This window comes from Mycolicibacterium boenickei (assembly GCF_010731295.1).
In the GTDB taxonomy this organism is placed as follows: domain Bacteria; phylum Actinomycetota; class Actinomycetes; order Mycobacteriales; family Mycobacteriaceae; genus Mycobacterium; species Mycobacterium boenickei.
The window spans coordinates 3033869-3050826 of the sequence record NZ_AP022579.1 but is presented as its reverse complement, the minus strand read 5'-3'; the positions used below and the strand labels follow the sequence as shown (position 1 = coordinate 3050826).

Sequence of the window (16958 nt, the reverse complement as noted above, 5' to 3'; positions counted from 1 at the left end):
TCCTCCCGCACGTGTCGGTGGGTGGTGGCATACTCGAATGTATGTTCGACACCGAGGTCGTGTCCGATGTGGAGCTGATCGAGCGGATCAGTGCTGCCACGCGGGCCGAGTCGGTGGCGATCGCGGCCCGGTTGGCCGAGGTCGGGGCGTTGGACAGCCTGCGTGAACAGGAACTGGCCGACAGTATTTACTGGCGCACCGACCCGTTCGACGAGGTTTCGGCGGAGGTGTCGGCGGCGATGCGGATCAGCCGGGGCCGCGGCGGCACCCAGGTGCATCACGCCCGAGTGCTGCGCGACAAACTGCCCCAGGTGGCGGCCCGGTTTGCCGTCGGCGACATCGATTATCGGGTGGTGCGGATGATCATCGCCCGCACCGAGACCACCGACCCGTCGGTGTGGGCCGAACTGGATGCGGAGTTGGCCGGCCGGGCGTCTCAGTGGATGCGGTTGTCGGAAAAACAACTGCGGGAACGGATCGATCACCGGATCGCCACAGTGGATCCCAATGGGGTGCGGATACCGCCGGATGTGGCGCAGGATCGGTTTGTGCAGGTGGATCCGGGCAGCCCGGGTCAGGCCATCATCGTGGCGAATGTTGATGCTGAGGACGGGGCGGCGTTGGATCAACGCCTGGATGCGTTGGCGGACACGGTGTGTGAGCATGATCCGCGCAGCCGGGAGCGGCGGCGTGCCGATGCGATCGGGCCACTGGCCCGGTTGGAGGGCCAACTGGCCTGCCGGTGCGGTCGCGACGACTGCCCGGCGGCGCAAAAGAGGGCGGCCGCTGATGCGGCGGTGGTACATGTGCTGGCCGAACAAGCCACCCTCGATGGCACCTCGAACCATCCGGGATACCTGCCCGGGTACGGCATCCTGCCCGCCGATCGTGTGCGCGACCTGGCGGCCTCGGCGAAGATCAAGCCGGTACGGATCCCCGCCCGCGGTGCTGAGCCCGCCGAACCCAGCGCGGCTCAACCCCGCCAGTCGACTGATACGACTGCGCCAACCGAATCGAGCGCTTCGCCAGAGGCTGTGGCACCCACCAAACCCGCCGAGTCGACCGACCTATCCGAGCCGGCGGAACCGGCCGAGTCGGTCGCTACGCCCCAGGAAGCTGAGCCGGGGTATCGGCCCTCGGTGGCGCTCTCGGAGTTCATCCGCTGGCGCGATCTGACCTGTCGATTCCCCGGCTGTGACGCCCCCGTGCAACGCTGCGATATCGACCACACCGTGCCCTACCCGCTGGGCCCGACCCACCCGTCCAACACCAAGCTGTACTGCCGGGCCCATCACCTGCTGAAAACGTTCTGCCCCGGCTGGTCGGATCGTCAATTACCCGACGGCACAGTCGAAATCACCACACCCACCAGCCACACCCATGTCACCGAACCCCACGGCGCCGCCATGTTCCCCACCCTCGGAACCCCGACCGGCGACCTGAACCTTCCCGAACCCGAAGCTCCCAGCCCGAACCGCGGCGTGAAGATGCCCAAACGCTCACGCACCCGCGAACAAGACCGCCAAGACCGCATCACCGAAGAACGATTCCTGCGCGCCGAACTCAACCACGACATCGAAGTCGAACGCCAATACCAAGCCTGGCTCGCCGAAGAACACGGACCACCCCCACCCTTCTGAAGCCGCGCGAGCGGCGGTGCCCCTCTGATGGCGTTGGGGGGTGATCGACAGTGCCTACCCGCGGCGAAAGGCACAAAGGTGCCACCACCGAGTCGGCTGCGCGGTAGCGTCGTTGAGTAGCGGCAGATGGGAGAACCCGTGAAGCTCTTCATCATCGGAGGCCTGGCCACCGTGCTGACGGTGGCCGGGATGATCACCTCGGCCCCGCCGGCCAGCGCCGGCTGCGTGTACGGCGGCAACGTCATCAGCAAGTGCGACGGACCCATCCAGCCCGACGGCAGCTGGCAACGTTGCATCGGCACCTGGGGCTATGTGCCCAGCGGCTTCAGTTCCCACCTGGTGCCCGTCAAGCGCTGCGACCCGATGGGCCCCGGCCACGACTATCCGTTCGATTTCACGTTCGCCGATCCACCGACCCATATCGACGGTTAGCCGCCACCATGCGCGGCCGCGTACTCCCCCGGCGTGCTGCCCAGCATGGACCGGAAGTCGTTGATGAAATGGGCTTGGTCGTACCAACCGAGTCGCACTGCAAGATCGGCGAAATCGACCTCGGGCGCGCTCTCGATCTCCAGGGCCGCCTGCTGTAGCCGGTACCGGCACAGCACCCACTTGACCGTCACGCCGACATAGCTGCGGAACACCCGCTGCGTGGTTCGGGTACTCCACGGCGAGAGCGCCATGACCTGCTCGACCCGGTGCAATGACCCGTCGTCCCGCATTCGATCGACCAGCGACGTCAGCTCCTGGTACGTCGGATCCACCTCGCCGGTCATCGCCCCGATCATCGAGTCGAACCCGAGCCGGACCGCTGTCGCGTCCTCACCGAAATCTACTGGTGTGCCCAGCAACTCGTCGTCTACCGGCACCACCCGCCCAGTCATCGCGGCGGCATCGCCGCCGAACCGGGCGGTGAAGCCACCGGGCCTGAACCGTGCCCCCACCACTGCCCCACGGCCGCTGATGGTGATGCGGAAAACCTTGGGCACCACCCCGTGCAGCAACGTGCTGGGTAGCCGATGACCATGGCGCACACCGTCATCGCCCCACTCACGGGTCAGGTGCATGGCCGGGAAGGTGATCACCGTGCTCTCGAACGGACCGGCCTCGTGCCGATCCCAGCTCACCGACCAGAAGTGCTCGACGAACCTCGCCGCATCCTCCGACGGTGCCCAGCGGTGCAGGTCGAAAGCCGAGACATTGCCGGCACGGCCGACCACGCCCCGCTCTGGCGCGTTTTTCCAAGCGGCCATGACCACCAGCCTACGAAACTGGTCGGTATGAGTGTCACACCGATTCCGCAGGGCTACACCAGCCTGACCCCGTTCATCTGCGTCGACGGCGCCGCCAAGGCAATCACGTTCTACCAGAACGTGTTCGGCGCCGAAGTCGTCGAACGGATGGACGGACCCGACGGCACTGTCGCACATGCCGAACTGGACTTCGGCACCGGCCGGCTGCAACTCGGCGACCCGCAGGAGGCCTACCAGATCGCCGCCCCGGCACCGGGTGCAGCGGCAACCCATTCCATCGGGTTGTACTGCCCGGACGTCGACGACGTGGTGGCCCGAGCCGAGAAAGCGGGTGCGACGATCCGCGAGCCCGCACAGACGTTCGTTACCGGCGACCGCTTCGCCTCCATCCTCGACCCGTTCGGCCAGCGCTGGACCGTGATGACGCGCGTCGAAGACCTCACGCCGCAAGAGCGCGAACGCCGCGTCGCCGAATGGGCGGCCACCGCAGGCGGCTAACGTGGCGGCATGTCTTGCGTGTTCTGCGCCATCGTCGCCGGGGAGGCCCCCGCCATCCGCATCTACGAGGACGACGATTACCTGGGCATTCTCGACATCAGGCCGTTCACCCGCGGCCACACCCTGGTGATCCCGAAGCGGCACACGGTTGACCTGACCGACACCCCGGCCGAAACCGTGGCCGCTATGGCCCGCATCGGCCAGCGCATCGCGCGTGCAGCCCGGCTGTCCGGGCTGCACGCCGACGGCAACAACATCGTGATCAACGACGGCAAGGCCGCGTTCCAGAGCGTTTTCCACATCCACCTGCACGTGGTGCCGCGCCAGAGCGGCGACAAACTGTCCTTCGTCAAGGGCATGATGGTGCGCCGCGACCCGGACCGCGAGGAGTCCGGCCGCCTGCTACGTGCAGCATTGGCGCAGCTGGACGAATCCGCGCAGGATTGACCGCATGAGCATGCCCTGGTGGGAGCGTTACATCGGCCTCCCGATGTTGTTGTTGCACGACAAGATCTACAAAGCCACCGACGGCCGGATCGGGCACACGATCCCGGGTGGTCCGTCGACACTCATCCTGCATACCGTCGGCGCCAAAACCGGCCAGCAGCGCGCGAATTCGCTGGCCTACGCGAAAGACGGCGCCGACTACCTCGTGGTGGCGTCGAAAGGCGGCGAGCCCACATCTCCGGGCTGGTACCACAATCTCAAGGCCAAACCGCAGGTAGAGATCAACGTGGGGCCCAAGCGATTCGGCGTGACGGCCAAACCGGTATTACCCGAAGACCCCGACTACCCGCGGTTGTGGGACATCGTGAACAACATGAAGGGCAACAAGAACCGCTACATCGGCTACCAGAAGCGGACCACGCGCCCGATTCCGGTGGTCGTCCTGACGCCCTAGCGGCGCCTCAGAACAGCTCCTTGGCGAGCAGTTCCAGGGTGGTATCGCGCGCCGTCGCGGTGGCCGGATCGGCGCCGCGGCGGGCCGAACCCACCGGATTGACCATCACCTCGTCGACGTCGAACTCCGCGGCCAGCGCCCGGACCTGCTCGGCCGCCTCGGTGGGCGAACCGACCACGGCACGCCGAAGCCCGGAGGCCACAACCGCCTGCGCCTGCGGGGTGAGGGTCGTCGCCTCGGCATCCTCGACCAGATCGAGGGCGCCGAGCGGCTGACCGGTCCGCAGTCGGCCCATCATCTGCAGCTGCGGCAGGAGCAGAGCCATGGCCTCCTCGGTGGTCTCGGCCACCGAGGCGTTGACCGTCAGGAAGGTCACCGGCTCGGAGGCCAGGTCGCTGGGCTGGAACTCGTCGCGATAGACAGCCAGCGCCTCGGCGGTGCCCTGCCCAGAGAAATGGTGGGCGAACACGTACGGCAACCCCTTGGCCGCCGCCAGATGCGCCGAGTACATCGACGAGCCCAGCAGCCACATCCGTGGTTCGGTGACCGCAGCCGGCGTCGCCTTGAGGACATAGTTTTCCCGCATCAGATCCCGCGGCAGCGGCACCCGCACACCACGCGCGCTCATCAGCGCCACGACGTCGTCGAGGTACTGCGGAAATGCCTCGATATCGCGATCATCGCGGCCGGCGGCGCCGCGCAGCGCCAGCGAGGTGACCGGGTCCGAACCCGGGGCCCGGCCGATGCCGAGGTCGATACGGCCGGGATGGGCAGCCTCCAGCAGCGCGAACTGCTCGGCCACCGCCAACGGGGCGTGATTGGGCAGCATCACCCCGCCCGAGCCCAGCCGCAACTGGGTGGTGTGCGCGGCCAGATGCGCGATCAGCACCGGCGGGCTGGTCGCGGCCACCGCGGGCATGTTGTGGTGCTCGGCGAGCCAGTAGCGGGTGTATCCGAGCCGGTCAGCGGTCTGCGCCAGGTGAGTCGTTGCCGTCAGAGCATCGGCAGTGGACTGGTCGGTACGCACCGGGACGAGGTCGAGGACAGAAAGCCGCATGACAGCGTCAACGTCACGAGCCGCCCGGTTCGTTCCCGCCCGCCTCGGCCACCAGGTCCTTGGCGGTGACGAAGATGTCGTCGAGCATGGCCTCGGTGAGGCGGCCCGTGAACGTGTTCTGCTGGCTGGGGTGAAAGCAACCGAGCAGGGTGACCGGACCGAACGCCGTGGTCAGGGCAGCCGTCGCACCGTGGCCGAACTTGGGCGCGGGTTTGATCTCCGAGCCGATCAGCTCCAGCGCCGCCCGCCACGCGAACCCACCCAACGCGATGACCACCCGCACCGACGGCCCGACCAACCGCCATTCAGCCTGCAGCCACGGCGCACAGGTGGCCCGCTCGGCCGGGGTGGGCGCGTTGGCCGGCGGCGCGCAGCGCACCGCGGCCGCCATGCGGGTGCCGATCAACTGCAGGCCGTCGGCCGCGTCGACGCTCTCGGCCTGATTCGCCAGGCCTGTCCGGTGCAGGGAGGCGAACAGGAAGTCCCCGGACCGGTCGCCGGTGAACACGCGGCCGGTGCGGTTGGCGCCCTGCGCCGCCGGCGCGAGGCCGACGATGAAGATGCCAGGGTTGTCCACCCCGAGTCCCACGGCCGGTCGACCCCAATATGGTTGATCGGCAAAGGATTTCCGTTTGACCACGGCCACCTCTTCACGCCACTTCACCAGCCGGGGGCAGGCCCGGCACACCGAGATCTGCGCGTCCAACTCGTCCACGGTGGCGGCTCGGGCAGCCAGCCGACGCACCTGCGCGGGCGTCTTGGCCATCGGCGTCGTCGCATCAGCCGGATCACCCGGCCAACCCGAACCGGGTGGCACCGGCGACGGGAACAGGACCCCAGTCCTGGGGTGAGGCAACAGCATCACCTCACTGTGCCGGAAATTCCATCGCGACGGGCGAGGGCGCGCTGTTAGATTCGGCCGCGATACCCATGACCGATAAACGGCGCGGCCCACTGCTGCTGATCCTGTTCGCCGCCCTGATGGCCGGCACAGGCAACGGAATCACGATCGTCGCGTTCCCGTGGCTGGTGTTGCAGCGCAACGGATCCGCGCTCGACGCATCGATCGTCGCGATGGCCGGGACGCTCCCGCTGCTGGTCGCCACCCTGATCGCCGGAGCGGCCGTCGACTATCTGGGCCGCAGGCGGGTCTCGATGATCTCCGACCTGCTCTCGGCGTTGTCGGTCGCGGCGGTCCCCGTGCTGGCCCTGATCTTTGGAGTGGAGGCGGTCAATGTCGCGGCGCTGGCGATCCTGGCCGGATTGGGCGCCTTCTTCGATCCGGCCGGGATGACCGCGCGCGAAACCATGTTGCCCGAGGCCGCGGGCCGGGCCGGTTGGACGCTGGACCACGCGAACAGCGTGTACGAGGCGGTGTTCAACCTCGCCTACATCGTCGGCCCGGGTATCGGCGGCCTGTTGATCGCCACCCTCGGCGGGATCAACACCATGTGGGTGACGGCCGGGACGTTCTGCTGCTCGATCCTGGCCATCTCGGTGTTGCGCCTGGAAGGTGCGGGCGTCCCGGACCGCTCCGTGCTGACTGAGGGCGTGCTCGCGGGTATCGCCGAGGGGCTGCGATTCGTCTGGCACACACCGGTATTGCGCACCCTGGCGATCGTCGACCTGGTGGCCACCGGGCTCTACATGCCCATGGAGTCGGTGCTCTTTCCGAAATATTTCACCGACCGCAACGAGCCCACCGAACTGGGCTGGGTGTTGATGGCGTTGAGCATCGGCGGGCTGCTGGGTGCGCTCGGCTACGCGGTGATGTCGAAGTACATGAGCCGACGGGCCACCATGCTGACCGCGGTGATCACGCTTGGCATCGCGATGACGGTGATCGCGTTCCTGCCGCCGCTTCCGCTGATCCTGGTGCTGTGCGCGATCGTCGGGTTCGTCTACGGCCCGATCGCTCCCATCTACAACTACGTCATGCAGACCACCGCACCGCAGCATCTGCGCGGCCGGGTGGTCGGGGTGATGGGTTCACTGGCCTACGCAGCGGGTCCGCTCGGGCTGATCCTGGCCGGGCCACTGGCCGACGCCGCCGGCCTGCATGCGACGTTCCTCGCCCTGTCCCTGCCGATGCTGTTGCTCGGCGTCAGTGCGGTGTTCCTGACCGCGCTTCGTGAGCTGGACCGGCCCACCTAGCATCGAAGCGTGAATGCCGCCGCGCTGCCGATGCTGATCAGCGAACTGCCCGAGGGTGTCGTCGTCACCGACCCCGACATCCTGGCCTCCTACCGCCAAGACCGGGCCGCCGATCCGGCGGCGGGCACACCGCTCGCCGTGGTCCGGCCGACCCGCACCGAGGAGGTGCAGACGGTACTTCGTTGGGCCAGCGCACACCAGGTGGCCGTCGTGCCGCGCGGCGCGGGCACCGGGTTGTCCGGCGGTGCGACCGCACTCGACGGCGGCATCGTGTTGTCCACCGAGAAGATGCGGGACATCACCGTCGACCCGGTTACCCGCACCGCGGTGGTCCAGCCCGGACTGCTCAACGCCGAGGTGAAAAAAGCCGTTGCCGCCCACGGGCTGTGGTACCCGCCGGACCCGTCGTCGTTCGAGATCTGCAGCATCGGAGGCAATGTCGCCACCAACGCGGGCGGGCTGTGCTGCGTCAAGTACGGCGTGACCACCGACTACATCCTGGGCCTGCAGGTGGTGCTGGCCGACGGCACCGCGGTGCGCCTGGGCGGTCCGCGGTTGAAAGACGTTGCGGGCCTTAGCCTGACCAAGCTGTTCGTCGGCAGCGAGGGCACTCTGGGCGTGGTCACCGAGGCGACGCTGCGGCTGTTGCCCCCGCAGCACTCCCCCTGCACGGTGGTGGCCACGTTCGACTCCGTGGAAGCCGCGTCGAACTCGGTCGTGAAGATCACCGGCAAGATCCGGCCGTCGATGCTGGAGTTCATGGACGCCGTCGCGATCAACGCCGTCGAGGACAAGCTCAAGATGGGGCTGGACCGCAACGCCGCGGCGATGATGGTGGCGGCCTCCGACGATCGCGGTGCCGCGGGCGCCGACGACGCCGAATTCATGGCTCAGGTGTTCACCGAATGCGGTGCCACCGAGGTGTTTTCCACCTCCGACCCGGACGAGGGCGAGGCCTTCGTGGCCGCCCGGCGATTCGCCATCCCGGCCGTGGAGGCCAAGGGATCCCTGCTGCTGGAGGACGTCGGCGTGCCACTGCCCGCACTGGCCGAACTGGTCAGCGGGGTGGCGGCGATCGCCGCGGATCGGGATCTGCTGATCTCGGTGATCGCGCACGCCGGGGACGGCAATACTCATCCGCTGATCGTGTTCGATCCGGCCGATGCCGATATGGCCGCGCGGGCCCAGCTGGCGTTCGGCGAGATCATGGATCTCGCCGTGGGACTGGGCGGCACCATCACGGGCGAGCACGGCGTGGGCCGGCTCAAGCAGCCGTGGCTGGCCGGCCAGATCGGCCCGGACGCGGTGGAACTGAATCACCGGATCAAGCGGGCACTGGACCCGCAGAACATCCTCAATCCGGGCGCGGCGATCTAGACCTCGCTCAGCCCATACCGAACGTCGTGAGCAGATTGCTTGTGCGCCAGGCGATCAATGCGGCGAAGAGCACCAGCACGCCGACCGAGACGCCGGCCTGAATCGCAGTGCGGCGCTCACGCGGGGCGTACACGAAGGCCGCGGCGATCGCCGCGCCGGTAACCAGGCCGCCGATGTGGCCCTGCCAGCTGATCGCCCCGGTCCCGAGCGCGGGCCCGGCGAAGGTGAACACCAGGTTGATGATCACGACGGCGGCGATCGAGCGCACGTCGAGGTTCAGCTTGCGGGCCACCACGAAGATCGCGCCGAAGAGGCCGAAGATCGCCCCGGAGGCCCCGGCGGTCGCGCTGTTGAGCGGGGACAGCAGGTACACCAGCACCGAGCCGCCGAGCCCGCTCAGTGCGTACAACGTCCCGAATCGCAGCCGGCCCAACCATTGTTCGAGCGGCGGCCCCACCACGTAGAGCGCCCACATGTTGAACAGCAGGTGCATCACGCCGTAGTGCAGGAACATCGACGTCACCAGGCGGTAGTACTCGTCGTGCGCCGCGACGCCCGGCGGCCACAGCGTGAGTTCCTGCTCCAGGTTCTTCGAGGCCATCTGCAGCACGAACATCAGCACGTTCACCGCGATGAGCGCGTAGGTCAGGATCGGGGCGCCGGTGCGCGCCACCCCGCCGAACTGGGTCCGCGCCGCGGGCACCGTCCTGGCGCCCTGGTTGACGCAATCCACACACTGATGGCCCACAGCGGCCGAGCGCATGCACTCCGGGCAGACCGGGCGCTGGCACCGCGTGCAGCGCACATAGGTGGGGCGGTCCGGATGCCGGTAACACGTCGGCGTCTGGGCAGGTAGCTGCGGCGCGTCAGGGGTGCTCATCACGCCCGAGCCTAATCCGGGTCGCGCCTATTGACACGGTTGCCGTCATTGTCGTACGAATAAGACATGGCAGCGACTTTGTCTCACAGCCCCGCCCGGTTCGAACCCGCCGACGCCGACTCCTGGCCCAACCCGTGGCCGATGTACTCCGCGCTGCGCGATCACGACCCGGTGCACCACGTGGTTCCCGACGAGCACCCAGAGCAGGACTACTACGTCCTCTCCCGCCACGCCGACATCTGGGCGGCAGCCCGCGACCACGGGACCTTCTCGTCGGCGCAGGGCCTGACCGTCACCTACGGCGAACTGGACATGATCGGCCTGGCCGACAACCCGCCGTTCGTCATGCAGGACCCGCCGGTGCACACCGAGTTCCGCAAGCTGGTCTCGCGCGGGTTCACCCCGCGGCAGGTCGAGGCCGTCGAACCGAAGGTCCGCGAGTTCGTCGTCGAGCGCCTCGAGGGGTTGCGCTCGAACGGCGGCGGGGACATCGTCACCGAACTGTTCAAGCCGCTGCCGTCGATGGTCGTCGCGCACTACCTCGGCGTGCCCGAGACCGACCGGGACCAGTTCGACGGCTGGACCGAGGCGATCGTCGCCGCGAACAGTTCGGCCGGCGGAATCACCGCGGCGATGGGCACCGCGGGCGCGGCCGTGGCCTCGATGATGGCCTACTTCTCCGAGCTCATCGAGCGGCGTCGTAACGAGCCCGGCGATGACACCATCTCGCATCTGGTCGCGGCCGGTGTCGGAGCTGACGGCGACATCGCGGGCGTGCTGTCGATCCTGGCCTTCACGTTCACCATGGTCACCGGCGGCAACGACACCACCACCGGAATGCTCGGCGGCGCAGTACAACTGCTGCAGCAGCGGCCCGATCAGCGCAAGCTTCTCATCGACGATCCCGAGCTGATCCCGGAATCGATCGACGAGTTCCTGCGCCTGACCTCGCCGGTGCAGGGGCTGGCCCGCACCACCACCCGCGACGTGACCATCGGCGACACCACCATCCCGACCGGACGCAAGACGTTGCTGCTGTACGGCTCGGGCAACCGCGATGAGCGTGAGTTCGGCGACAACGCAGCCGAACTCGACGTACGGCGCTCCCCGCGCAACATCCTCACCTTCAGTCACGGCGCGCATTTCTGCCTCGGCGCGGCAGCCGCCCGGATGCAGTCCCGGGTAGCTCTGACCGAATTGCTCTCGCGTTACCCGGATTTCGAAGTCGACCTGGACGCGGTGACCTGGGCCGGGGGCAGCTACGTGCGACGGCCGCTGTCGGTGCCGTTCCGGGCAGGGACCTGATGCCCCGCGACTGGTTGTCAGCCCGGCGGTCCGAAGTGGCCGCCGACCACATCCTCGACGCCGCCGACGCCCTGTTCACCCAGCAGGACGCGGCGACCGTCGGGATGCACGAGATCGCCGCGGCCGCAGGCTGTTCCCGTGCCACGCTGTACCGGTATTTCGAGAATCGCGACGCGCTCTACACCGCCTACGTGCACCGCGAGGCGCGCAGGCTGTACGAAGAGGTCAGCGAGCAGGTGGCCGCGGTCACCGATCCGGCGCAACGGCTGATCGAAGGAGTGATCACCGCGCTGAATGCGGTGCGCGACAGTCCGGCACTGGCCTCGTGGTTCGCCACGGCGCAGCGGCCGATCGGCGGCGAGATGGCCGAACACTCGGAGGTGATCCGGGCGCTGGTCGAGGGGTTCGTCCGGTCGCTCGCCGGGGATGCGGATCAAGCCGACGACGAGGTGGGCCGCCGGGCCCGGTGGCTGGTGCGGGTCATGGTGTCGATGCTGGTCTTCCCCGGCACCGACGAGGCCGACGAACGGGCCATGTTGGCCGAGTTCGTCGCCCCGCTCGTCATCCCGGCACAACTACCTGTCGAGTAGCCGTTTGCCGGGCGGGACGGGCCGAGCTGGCCCATACTTTCGAGCATGGCCAGCCATCCGACGCCACTGCCGCCGCTGCCTGCGGTGAAAAGCATCGCCGAGGTTGTCTCGGCGATCGACACGATCACCGACTGGGCCGTGGAAACCTCAAGCCGGCTGGGCTATTTCGCGGCCCTGTACAAGCGGATCACCATCGCGGTCGGCACCGCGGTCGAGGACGGGGCATTCGAGGACGGACCGCGGATGGACCGCCTCGACGCCGCGTTCGCGCAGCGCTACTTCGACGCCCTCAACGGGTACTTCCACCCCGACCGGTACCCGAAACCCACCCGGTCGTGGCGGGCCACCTTCGAGTGGGCCGACAAGCCCGAGCCGATCCTGGTGCAGCACATGCTCGCCGGGGTCACCGCCCACATCGTGCTGGATCTCGGCATCGCGGTGCAGGGCCTCGTCGGGCCGGGCCGACTGCCCTCGCTGCACAAGGATTTCGACACCATCAACGCGGTGCTGGCCAGCCAGATCGGCGGAGTGGTCAACGACATCAACGAACTCTCACCGGCACTGGCCGACATCTACGCCGTCCTCCAACAGCATCAGATCTTCGTCCTCAACGAGGCGATCCGCTCCCTGCGCGACAGTGCCTGGCGATTCGCCACAGTGCTGGCTCTCGAACCCGGATTCGCCCGGCCCGCGACGATCTGGGCGCGGGACCTTCAGGTCAGCCAACAGGCACAGGCGGTGTTCGACCCGCCCAGCCTGGTCGGCGCATTCGATCTGGCGATCAAAGAGATCGCCGCGCGGGAGAGCCGCGACGTGGCCCGCAATGTCCAGGTGCTCGACGAGATCGCCGCGACCCCCGCACCGATCCAGACGGCGCTCTGACCCCGCCGGCTCATGCCACCCAGTACGCCTGCGCCTTGATGGATTTGCGCGGGATGCCGTACTCCTCACGGAACACCCGCGCCACGGCCCGGGTCGTGCGGTTGTTGCAGGCGACCCAGCCGAAGTGATCGGAGGCGTCGAAAGCCGAGGCGCTGAGCGTCTCCAGCAGATCCTCGTCGAAGCGGTCCACCCAGACGATCTCCGCGCCGCCGTTGACCGGTAGCTCACGGTCGTCTTCGTGGCCGGCCTCCAGAAAGACCCAGGCCGGGGCGTCGCCGATGGCATCCAGCAGCGAGTTGATTGCGGGAAGCGACGCGGTGTCGCCGACGATCAGGTACCCCGCCGGCGCCGGCTCGGGCAAGGCGAAGCTGCTGCCCAGGACCGTCACGTCCAGAACGTCGCCGGGCTGCGCCGCACGTGCCCAGCGGGTGGCGATGCCGTCGTGCATCGCGAAATCGATGTCGACGGTGCCGGCCTGCGGATCGGGGTGGACCAGGGTATAGCCCCGTTGGTGGGCCTTGCCGCCGTCGGGAAACCAGCCCCGCACCCACATCGTGGGGTGCACCGACTGTTCGGCGAGCAGCTTTTCCGCGCGGAAATGCAACCGGAGGTAGTTCGGTGTGAGCTCGGTACGGCTCGACACCGTCAGCTCGTAGTCACCGCCCCGGCAGAGTTTTACCAGGGCTCCTTCCAAACCGCGCGACGCCTTCTGTTCGCCCATGCACGCACCTCCCGAGAACAACTTCGTTAGGTAAGCATACCCTAACTAAATTAGGAGCGGACGCGCGTGAACCGGTGCAGCAGCCAGGCCGCCGGAATGGTGAACACCATGGTGAGCACGAACAGGTTGAACATCGACCCCGTGTAGACCGGATCACGCATCACCTCGACCATCACCAGCTCCATGATCATCAGGTGGATCAGGAAGATCTCGTAGGAGATCTCGCCGAGGAAGACCATCGGCCGCGAAGCCAGAAACCGGTTGTACCAACCGTGGTCGCCGAGCGCGGGCGGGGCCACCAGCAACGCCGCGATCACCGCGTAGAAAAACGTCTTGAACAACGCCTCGCTCAACTTGGCCGGCGACGTCGTCGGCTCCCCCGCGATCGGCGTCGACGCGATGAAATAACACACCACGGCCAACGGCACACACACCACGGCATACCCACGCACCTTCAGCTGCCCCAGCACCGTCAGGGCCATGCCCGCCACGAACCACGCCATGTAGGTGGGTAGCCAAAGCCGGGCCCCGTCAGGCAGATTCGTCGAATCGTGCACGATCGTCAGCCACAACGGCGACACCGCGGCCAGCAGGGCCAAACCGAAGAACAACAGACCCGGACGCCACCGCCGCCGGCACAAGACCACCAGCAGCAGATACGCCAGCAGCGGCAGCACGACGTAGAACGCCGCCTCCACCGCCAGGCTCCACATCTGGGTCAACCCCTGATGCAGATACGAGAACAGATAGTTGTCGGTGTAGATCTGGGTCAGAGTCAGGTTGCGGAACAACCCGATCCAGGTGTGGCCGGGGTTCGGGCCCCCGGTCCGAAAGTGATAGAGCAGGTAGGCGATCAGCACCGTCACCACATAGGCCGGCATGATCCGTCGCACCCGGTGCCAGGCGTAGCGGCGCACCGAAGGCGCCCTGCCCTCCGTCGCGGCAGCCCTAACCCACGGCCGGAACAACAGAAAACCGCTCAGCACAAAGAAGATCGGCACACCGATCTCGGCACGCGAATACACCAGCCCGAGGTAGCCCTGCGGATACTTCCCGGTCGTGTAGGCCGCGTGGGTGAGCACCACCAGAATGGCGGCCACCGCGCGGATCCCGGTCAGTGCGGCGACGCGCGTCGAACCGGCGGCCACCGCGTCTACCGACTCAAGGCCTCCCTGATCCGACGGCCCCGTCACACTTCTGGAGACCGTCACTTGGTCTTCCGGTGCGGCTTCCCCGAGCGGTTGTCGGATCGGCCCTTGTAATCGGAGCGGCCCTTGTATTCGCGGCGCGGCCCACGGTCACCCCGGTCGGCGCGCTCACCACGCTCCCGCTCCAGGTTGATCAACATGCCCGAGATCCGAGTGTTCTCCAGCGCTTTGAGCGTCTTGCTCGGCAGCTTCTCCGGCAGCTCCACCAGCGAGTAGTCCCCGCGAATGGTGATGTGGCCGAACTCGTTGCGGTGCAGGCCGCCCTCGTTGGCGATGGCGCCGACGATGTGGCCGGGCCCCACCTTGTGCCGCTTGCCGACCGAGATCCGGTAGGTCGCCAAACCCTCGCGCGGCGGGCGCTCCTTGCGCGCGGGCCGTTCGCCCCGGTCGTCACGCTCCCGCCGCTTCTCCGGCGGCGGCTCTGTCATCAGGAACTCTTCGCCGTTGCGCGACTGCAGTGCGAGCGCCGCGGCGATGTCGGCCATCGGCACGTCGTTCTCGCGCTCATAGTCCTCGATCAGCCTGCGGAACAACTCCAGGCCGTCGGCATTGAGCGAGTCGGTGATCGAGTCGCGGAACTTGGCGACGCGCTGCGCGTTGACATCATCGACGCTCGGAAGCTCGGCCTCGATGACCTTCGACCGGGTGTGCTTCTCGATCGACTTGAGCAGGTGGCGTTCGCGCGGGGTGACGAACAACAACGCATGCCCGGAACGACCGGCCCGGCCGGTGCGGCCGATGCGGTGCACGTACGACTCGGTGTCGTGCGGGATGTCGTAGTTGACGACGTGGGAGATGCGCTCGACGTCCAGACCACGCGCGGCCACATCGGTGGCGATCAGGATGTCGATGGTGCCGTCCTTGAGCGCGCTGATCGTGCGTTCGCGCTGGGCCTGATTGATGTCGCCGTTGATGGCGGCGGCCGCGAAACCGCGGGACTTGAGCCGCTCGGCGACCTCCTCGGTGGCCTGCTTGGTGCGGACGAACACGATCATCGCGTCGCCCTCCTCGACCTCGAGCACCCGCGTCAGCGCATCCAACTTGCGCGCACCGGCCACCTGGATGAACCGCTGGGTGATGTTCTCGGCGGTGGCGGTCTTGGCCTTGACCGTGACCTCAACCGGGTCGTGCAGATATTTCGAGGTGATCTTGCGGATGGCCGGCGGCATGGTCGCCGAGAACAACGCCACCTGCTTGTACTCCGGGGTGTCGGCGAGGATCCGCTCGACCTCTTCGGCGAAGCCCATGGTGAGCATCTCGTCGGCCTCGTCGAGCACCAGGTAGTCCAGGTTCGACAGATCCAGCGTGCCGCGCTCGAGGTGATCGATCACGCGACCCGGAGTGCCCACCACCACCTGCGCGCCGCGCCGCAATCCGGACAGCTGCACGGTGTAGGACGCACCGCCGTAAATCGGCAGCACGTTGATCGCGGGCAGGTGCGCGCCGTAGCGGCCGAATGCCTCGGCGACCTGCAGCGCCAGCTCCCGAGTCGGTGCCAGCACCAGTGCCTGGGTGTTGCGGCTGGAGGTGTCGATCTTCGACAGGATCGGGATGGCGAAGGCCGCGGTCTTGCCGGTACCGGTCTGCGCGAGCCCGACCACATCGGAGCCCGCGAGCATGGCCGGAATGGTCGCGGCCTGGATCGCCGAAGGCGATTCGTAGCCGACTTCAGTGACTGCCTTCAGCACTGCAGGGTGAATCTGCAGGTCGGCAAACGTTGGGGCGGTCTCCCCCGAATCCGGGTCTGGCGAGGTCATCGGTTCAGAAGTCTAGTGCCAATCGAGGGGAATCCCGGCCGCGCGCCTGCACAAACCCGCCACGGGAGCGCGGTAGGTTGCCCAACTGTGAAACGGGTCGCAATGTTCGCCATGGCCCCCGGGGTCGTATTGGCGACCGTGCTCACGCTCACCGGATGCGGATCGGGTGACTCCACGGTCTCCAAAACCCCCGACGCGGGACCCGGACCGGCGCCGACATCGGCGCCCAAACCCGCCGCCAAGGCGGCGCCGACGTCGGCACCACCGCAGGCCGACCCCTGCGCGGTCAACCTCGCCGCCCCCGAGATCAGCAAGGCCGTCTCCGAGTTGCCCCGCGACCCACGCAGCAACCAGGCCTGGAGCCCCGAGCCGTTGGCAGGCAACTACAACGAGTGCGCTCAACTGTCAGCGGTGATCGTCAAGGCCAACACCAACTCCGACCACCCCAACACCCGGGCCGTGCTGTTTCATCTCGGCAAGTTCATCCCCACCGGCGTGCCCGACACCTACGGCTTCAACGGCATCGACAAGACCGCCAGCACCGGAGACACCGTGGCGCTGCAATACTCCGGCGGATTCCACGGGCTGGCCAGCACGGTGAAGTTCCGCTGGAACGGCGGCGGCGTGGAGTTGATGGGCAACACGGGCTGAGGTTTCCTCCTGCCGCGAAACAGCAGTCAGGGTCGCCAAGCGCGCGGCATAGCAACCGCACACTCTGTTTCGCGCGGGAGAACC

General features: G+C 67.6%; 18 protein-coding genes. 11 read left to right on the top strand and 7 right to left on the bottom strand.

The features are described from left to right. Positions 1-41 precede the first annotated feature (41 nt). Together G6N57_RS14525 and G6N57_RS14520 are read left to right on the top strand one after the other, a co-directional pair. Positions 42-1640, top strand: coding sequence for an HNH endonuclease signature motif containing protein (locus tag G6N57_RS14525; RefSeq protein WP_077743113.1), 1599 nt, complete (start codon positions 42-44; stop codon positions 1638-1640). A 138-nt stretch (positions 1641-1778) separates the two neighbouring features. Beyond that, positions 1779-2072 carry a CDGP domain-containing protein gene (locus tag G6N57_RS14520; protein WP_077743280.1) on the top strand — a complete coding sequence of 98 codons (294 nt, stop codon included), beginning with the start codon at positions 1779-1781 and terminating at the stop codon, positions 2070-2072. Here G6N57_RS14520 and G6N57_RS14515 read toward each other — a convergent pair. After that, positions 2069-2893: an AraC family transcriptional regulator gene (locus tag G6N57_RS14515; RefSeq protein WP_077743279.1), complete on the bottom strand. Its 825-nt coding sequence runs from the start codon at positions 2891-2893 to the stop codon at positions 2069-2071. The two genes, G6N57_RS14520 and G6N57_RS14515, sit on opposite strands and share 4 nt — an antisense overlap. A 27-nt stretch (positions 2894-2920) precedes the next feature. On the opposite strand from G6N57_RS14515, the gene G6N57_RS14510 reads away from it, so the two are divergent. Genes G6N57_RS14510 through G6N57_RS14500 form a run of 3 tightly spaced genes read left to right on the top strand, consistent with a single transcriptional unit; the run spans position 2921 to position 4292 of the window. Next, entirely contained in the window at positions 2921-3391 is a 471-nt protein-coding gene (locus G6N57_RS14510) for a VOC family protein (RefSeq protein WP_077743112.1), read from the top strand. A 9-nt stretch (positions 3392-3400) separates the two neighbouring features. Then, positions 3401-3838 (top strand): HIT family protein, encoded by a 438-nt coding sequence (locus G6N57_RS14505; protein ID WP_065509787.1) that lies wholly within the window; start codon positions 3401-3403, stop codon positions 3836-3838. Positions 3839-3848: 10 nt separating this feature from the next. Continuing rightward, positions 3849-4292 (top strand): nitroreductase family deazaflavin-dependent oxidoreductase, encoded by a 444-nt coding sequence (locus tag G6N57_RS14500; protein WP_077743278.1) that lies wholly within the window; start codon positions 3849-3851, stop codon positions 4290-4292. A 7-nt stretch (positions 4293-4299) separates the two neighbouring features. Here G6N57_RS14500 and G6N57_RS14495 read toward each other — a convergent pair whose 3' ends face one another. Both G6N57_RS14495 and G6N57_RS14490 read right to left on the bottom strand, forming a co-directional pair. Then, positions 4300-5349 (bottom strand): LLM class flavin-dependent oxidoreductase, encoded by a 1050-nt coding sequence (locus G6N57_RS14495; RefSeq protein ID WP_077743110.1) that lies wholly within the window; start codon positions 5347-5349, stop codon positions 4300-4302. A gap of 13 nt (positions 5350-5362) precedes the next feature. Beyond that, a complete protein-coding gene (locus G6N57_RS14490) occupies positions 5363-6211 on the bottom strand; it encodes a uracil-DNA glycosylase (protein WP_077743109.1) in 849 nt (282 codons plus the stop codon). A 68-nt stretch (positions 6212-6279) separates the two neighbouring features. Between G6N57_RS14490 and G6N57_RS14485 the strand changes: the two genes are divergently transcribed. Beyond that, positions 6280-7503 (top strand): multidrug efflux MFS transporter Tap, encoded by a 1224-nt coding sequence (locus G6N57_RS14485; RefSeq protein ID WP_077743108.1) that lies wholly within the window; start codon positions 6280-6282, stop codon positions 7501-7503. 30 nt (positions 7504-7533) lie between these two features. Beyond that, a complete protein-coding gene (locus G6N57_RS14480) occupies positions 7534-8880 on the top strand; it encodes an FAD-binding oxidoreductase (RefSeq protein WP_077743277.1) in 1347 nt (448 codons plus the stop codon). Between the two features lie 7 nt (positions 8881-8887). Here the strand turns inward: G6N57_RS14480 and G6N57_RS14475 are convergent, their stop codons facing one another. Then, complete coding sequence (locus tag G6N57_RS14475; protein ID WP_165777775.1) at positions 8888-9760, bottom strand: rhomboid family intramembrane serine protease; 873 nt, start codon at positions 9758-9760, stop codon at positions 8888-8890. 66 nt (positions 9761-9826) lie between these two features. On the opposite strand from G6N57_RS14475, the gene G6N57_RS14470 reads away from it, so the two are divergent. The 3 genes from G6N57_RS14470 to G6N57_RS14460 are packed head-to-tail and all read left to right on the top strand — an operon-like array spanning position 9827 to position 12537. After that, positions 9827-11065: a cytochrome P450 gene (locus G6N57_RS14470; protein ID WP_077743105.1), complete on the top strand. Its 1239-nt coding sequence runs from the start codon at positions 9827-9829 to the stop codon at positions 11063-11065. Then, complete coding sequence (locus tag G6N57_RS14465) at positions 11065-11655, top strand: TetR/AcrR family transcriptional regulator (RefSeq protein ID WP_077743104.1); 591 nt, start codon at positions 11065-11067, stop codon at positions 11653-11655. The genes G6N57_RS14470 and G6N57_RS14465 overlap by 1 nt, the downstream gene beginning before the upstream one ends. 45 nt (positions 11656-11700) lie before the next feature. After that, positions 11701-12537, top strand: a complete 837-nt coding sequence (locus G6N57_RS14460; protein ID WP_077743103.1) for a DUF5995 family protein — start codon at positions 11701-11703, stop codon at positions 12535-12537. Between the two features lie 10 nt (positions 12538-12547). Here the strand turns inward: G6N57_RS14460 and G6N57_RS14455 are convergent, their stop codons facing one another. From G6N57_RS14455 to G6N57_RS14445, 3 genes are read right to left on the bottom strand one after another with little or no spacing between them, the layout of a single operon-like run. Then, positions 12548-13258 carry a siderophore-interacting protein gene (locus tag G6N57_RS14455; RefSeq protein WP_077743101.1) on the bottom strand — a complete coding sequence of 237 codons (711 nt, stop codon included), beginning with the start codon at positions 13256-13258 and terminating at the stop codon, positions 12548-12550. A gap of 50 nt (positions 13259-13308) precedes the next feature. After that, positions 13309-14469, bottom strand: a complete 1161-nt coding sequence (locus tag G6N57_RS14450; RefSeq protein ID WP_077743099.1) for an acyltransferase family protein — start codon at positions 14467-14469, stop codon at positions 13309-13311. Beyond that, positions 14466-16223, bottom strand: a complete 1758-nt coding sequence (locus G6N57_RS14445) for a DEAD/DEAH box helicase (protein WP_077743098.1) — start codon at positions 16221-16223, stop codon at positions 14466-14468. The genes G6N57_RS14450 and G6N57_RS14445 overlap by 4 nt, the downstream gene beginning before the upstream one ends. Positions 16224-16334: 111 nt before the next feature. Here G6N57_RS14445 and G6N57_RS14440 point away from each other — a divergent pair, with 111 nt between their 5' ends. Beyond that, positions 16335-16874: an LppP/LprE family lipoprotein gene (locus G6N57_RS14440; RefSeq protein ID WP_077743276.1), complete on the top strand. Its 540-nt coding sequence runs from the start codon at positions 16335-16337 to the stop codon at positions 16872-16874. The last annotated feature ends 84 nt before the right edge of the window (positions 16875-16958 follow it).

Excerpts from the sequence above, each read along its gene's own strand:
- G6N57_RS14445 (WP_077743098.1), bottom strand. The coding sequence starts at position 16,223 with ATGACCTCGCCAGACCCGGATTCGGGGGAGACCGCCCCAACGTTTGCC.
- G6N57_RS14480 (WP_077743277.1), top strand. The coding sequence starts at position 7,534 with ATGCTGATCAGCGAACTGCCCGAGGGTGTCGTCGTCACCGACCCCGAC.
- G6N57_RS14515 (WP_077743279.1), bottom strand. The coding sequence starts at position 2,893 with ATGGCCGCTTGGAAAAACGCGCCAGAGCGGGGCGTGGTCGGCCGTGCC.
- G6N57_RS14525 (WP_077743113.1), top strand. The coding sequence starts at position 42 with ATGTTCGACACCGAGGTCGTGTCCGATGTGGAGCTGATCGAGCGGATC.
- G6N57_RS14460 (WP_077743103.1), top strand. The coding sequence starts at position 11,701 with ATGGCCAGCCATCCGACGCCACTGCCGCCGCTGCCTGCGGTGAAAAGC.
- G6N57_RS14500 (WP_077743278.1), top strand. The coding sequence starts at position 3,849 with ATGCCCTGGTGGGAGCGTTACATCGGCCTCCCGATGTTGTTGTTGCAC.
- G6N57_RS14510 (WP_077743112.1), top strand. The coding sequence starts at position 2,921 with ATGAGTGTCACACCGATTCCGCAGGGCTACACCAGCCTGACCCCGTTC.
- G6N57_RS14485 (WP_077743108.1), top strand. The coding sequence starts at position 6,280 with ATGACCGATAAACGGCGCGGCCCACTGCTGCTGATCCTGTTCGCCGCC.
- G6N57_RS14465 (WP_077743104.1), top strand. The coding sequence starts at position 11,065 with ATGCCCCGCGACTGGTTGTCAGCCCGGCGGTCCGAAGTGGCCGCCGAC.
- G6N57_RS14495 (WP_077743110.1), bottom strand. The coding sequence starts at position 5,349 with ATGCGGCTTTCTGTCCTCGACCTCGTCCCGGTGCGTACCGACCAGTCC.
- G6N57_RS14505 (WP_065509787.1), top strand. The coding sequence starts at position 3,401 with ATGTCTTGCGTGTTCTGCGCCATCGTCGCCGGGGAGGCCCCCGCCATC.
- G6N57_RS14475 (WP_165777775.1), bottom strand. The coding sequence starts at position 9,760 with ATGAGCACCCCTGACGCGCCGCAGCTACCTGCCCAGACGCCGACGTGT.
- G6N57_RS14455 (WP_077743101.1), bottom strand. The coding sequence starts at position 13,258 with ATGGGCGAACAGAAGGCGTCGCGCGGTTTGGAAGGAGCCCTGGTAAAA.
- G6N57_RS14470 (WP_077743105.1), top strand. The coding sequence starts at position 9,827 with ATGGCAGCGACTTTGTCTCACAGCCCCGCCCGGTTCGAACCCGCCGAC.
- G6N57_RS14440 (WP_077743276.1), top strand. The coding sequence starts at position 16,335 with ATGGCCCCCGGGGTCGTATTGGCGACCGTGCTCACGCTCACCGGATGC.
- G6N57_RS14490 (WP_077743109.1), bottom strand. The coding sequence starts at position 6,211 with ATGCTGTTGCCTCACCCCAGGACTGGGGTCCTGTTCCCGTCGCCGGTG.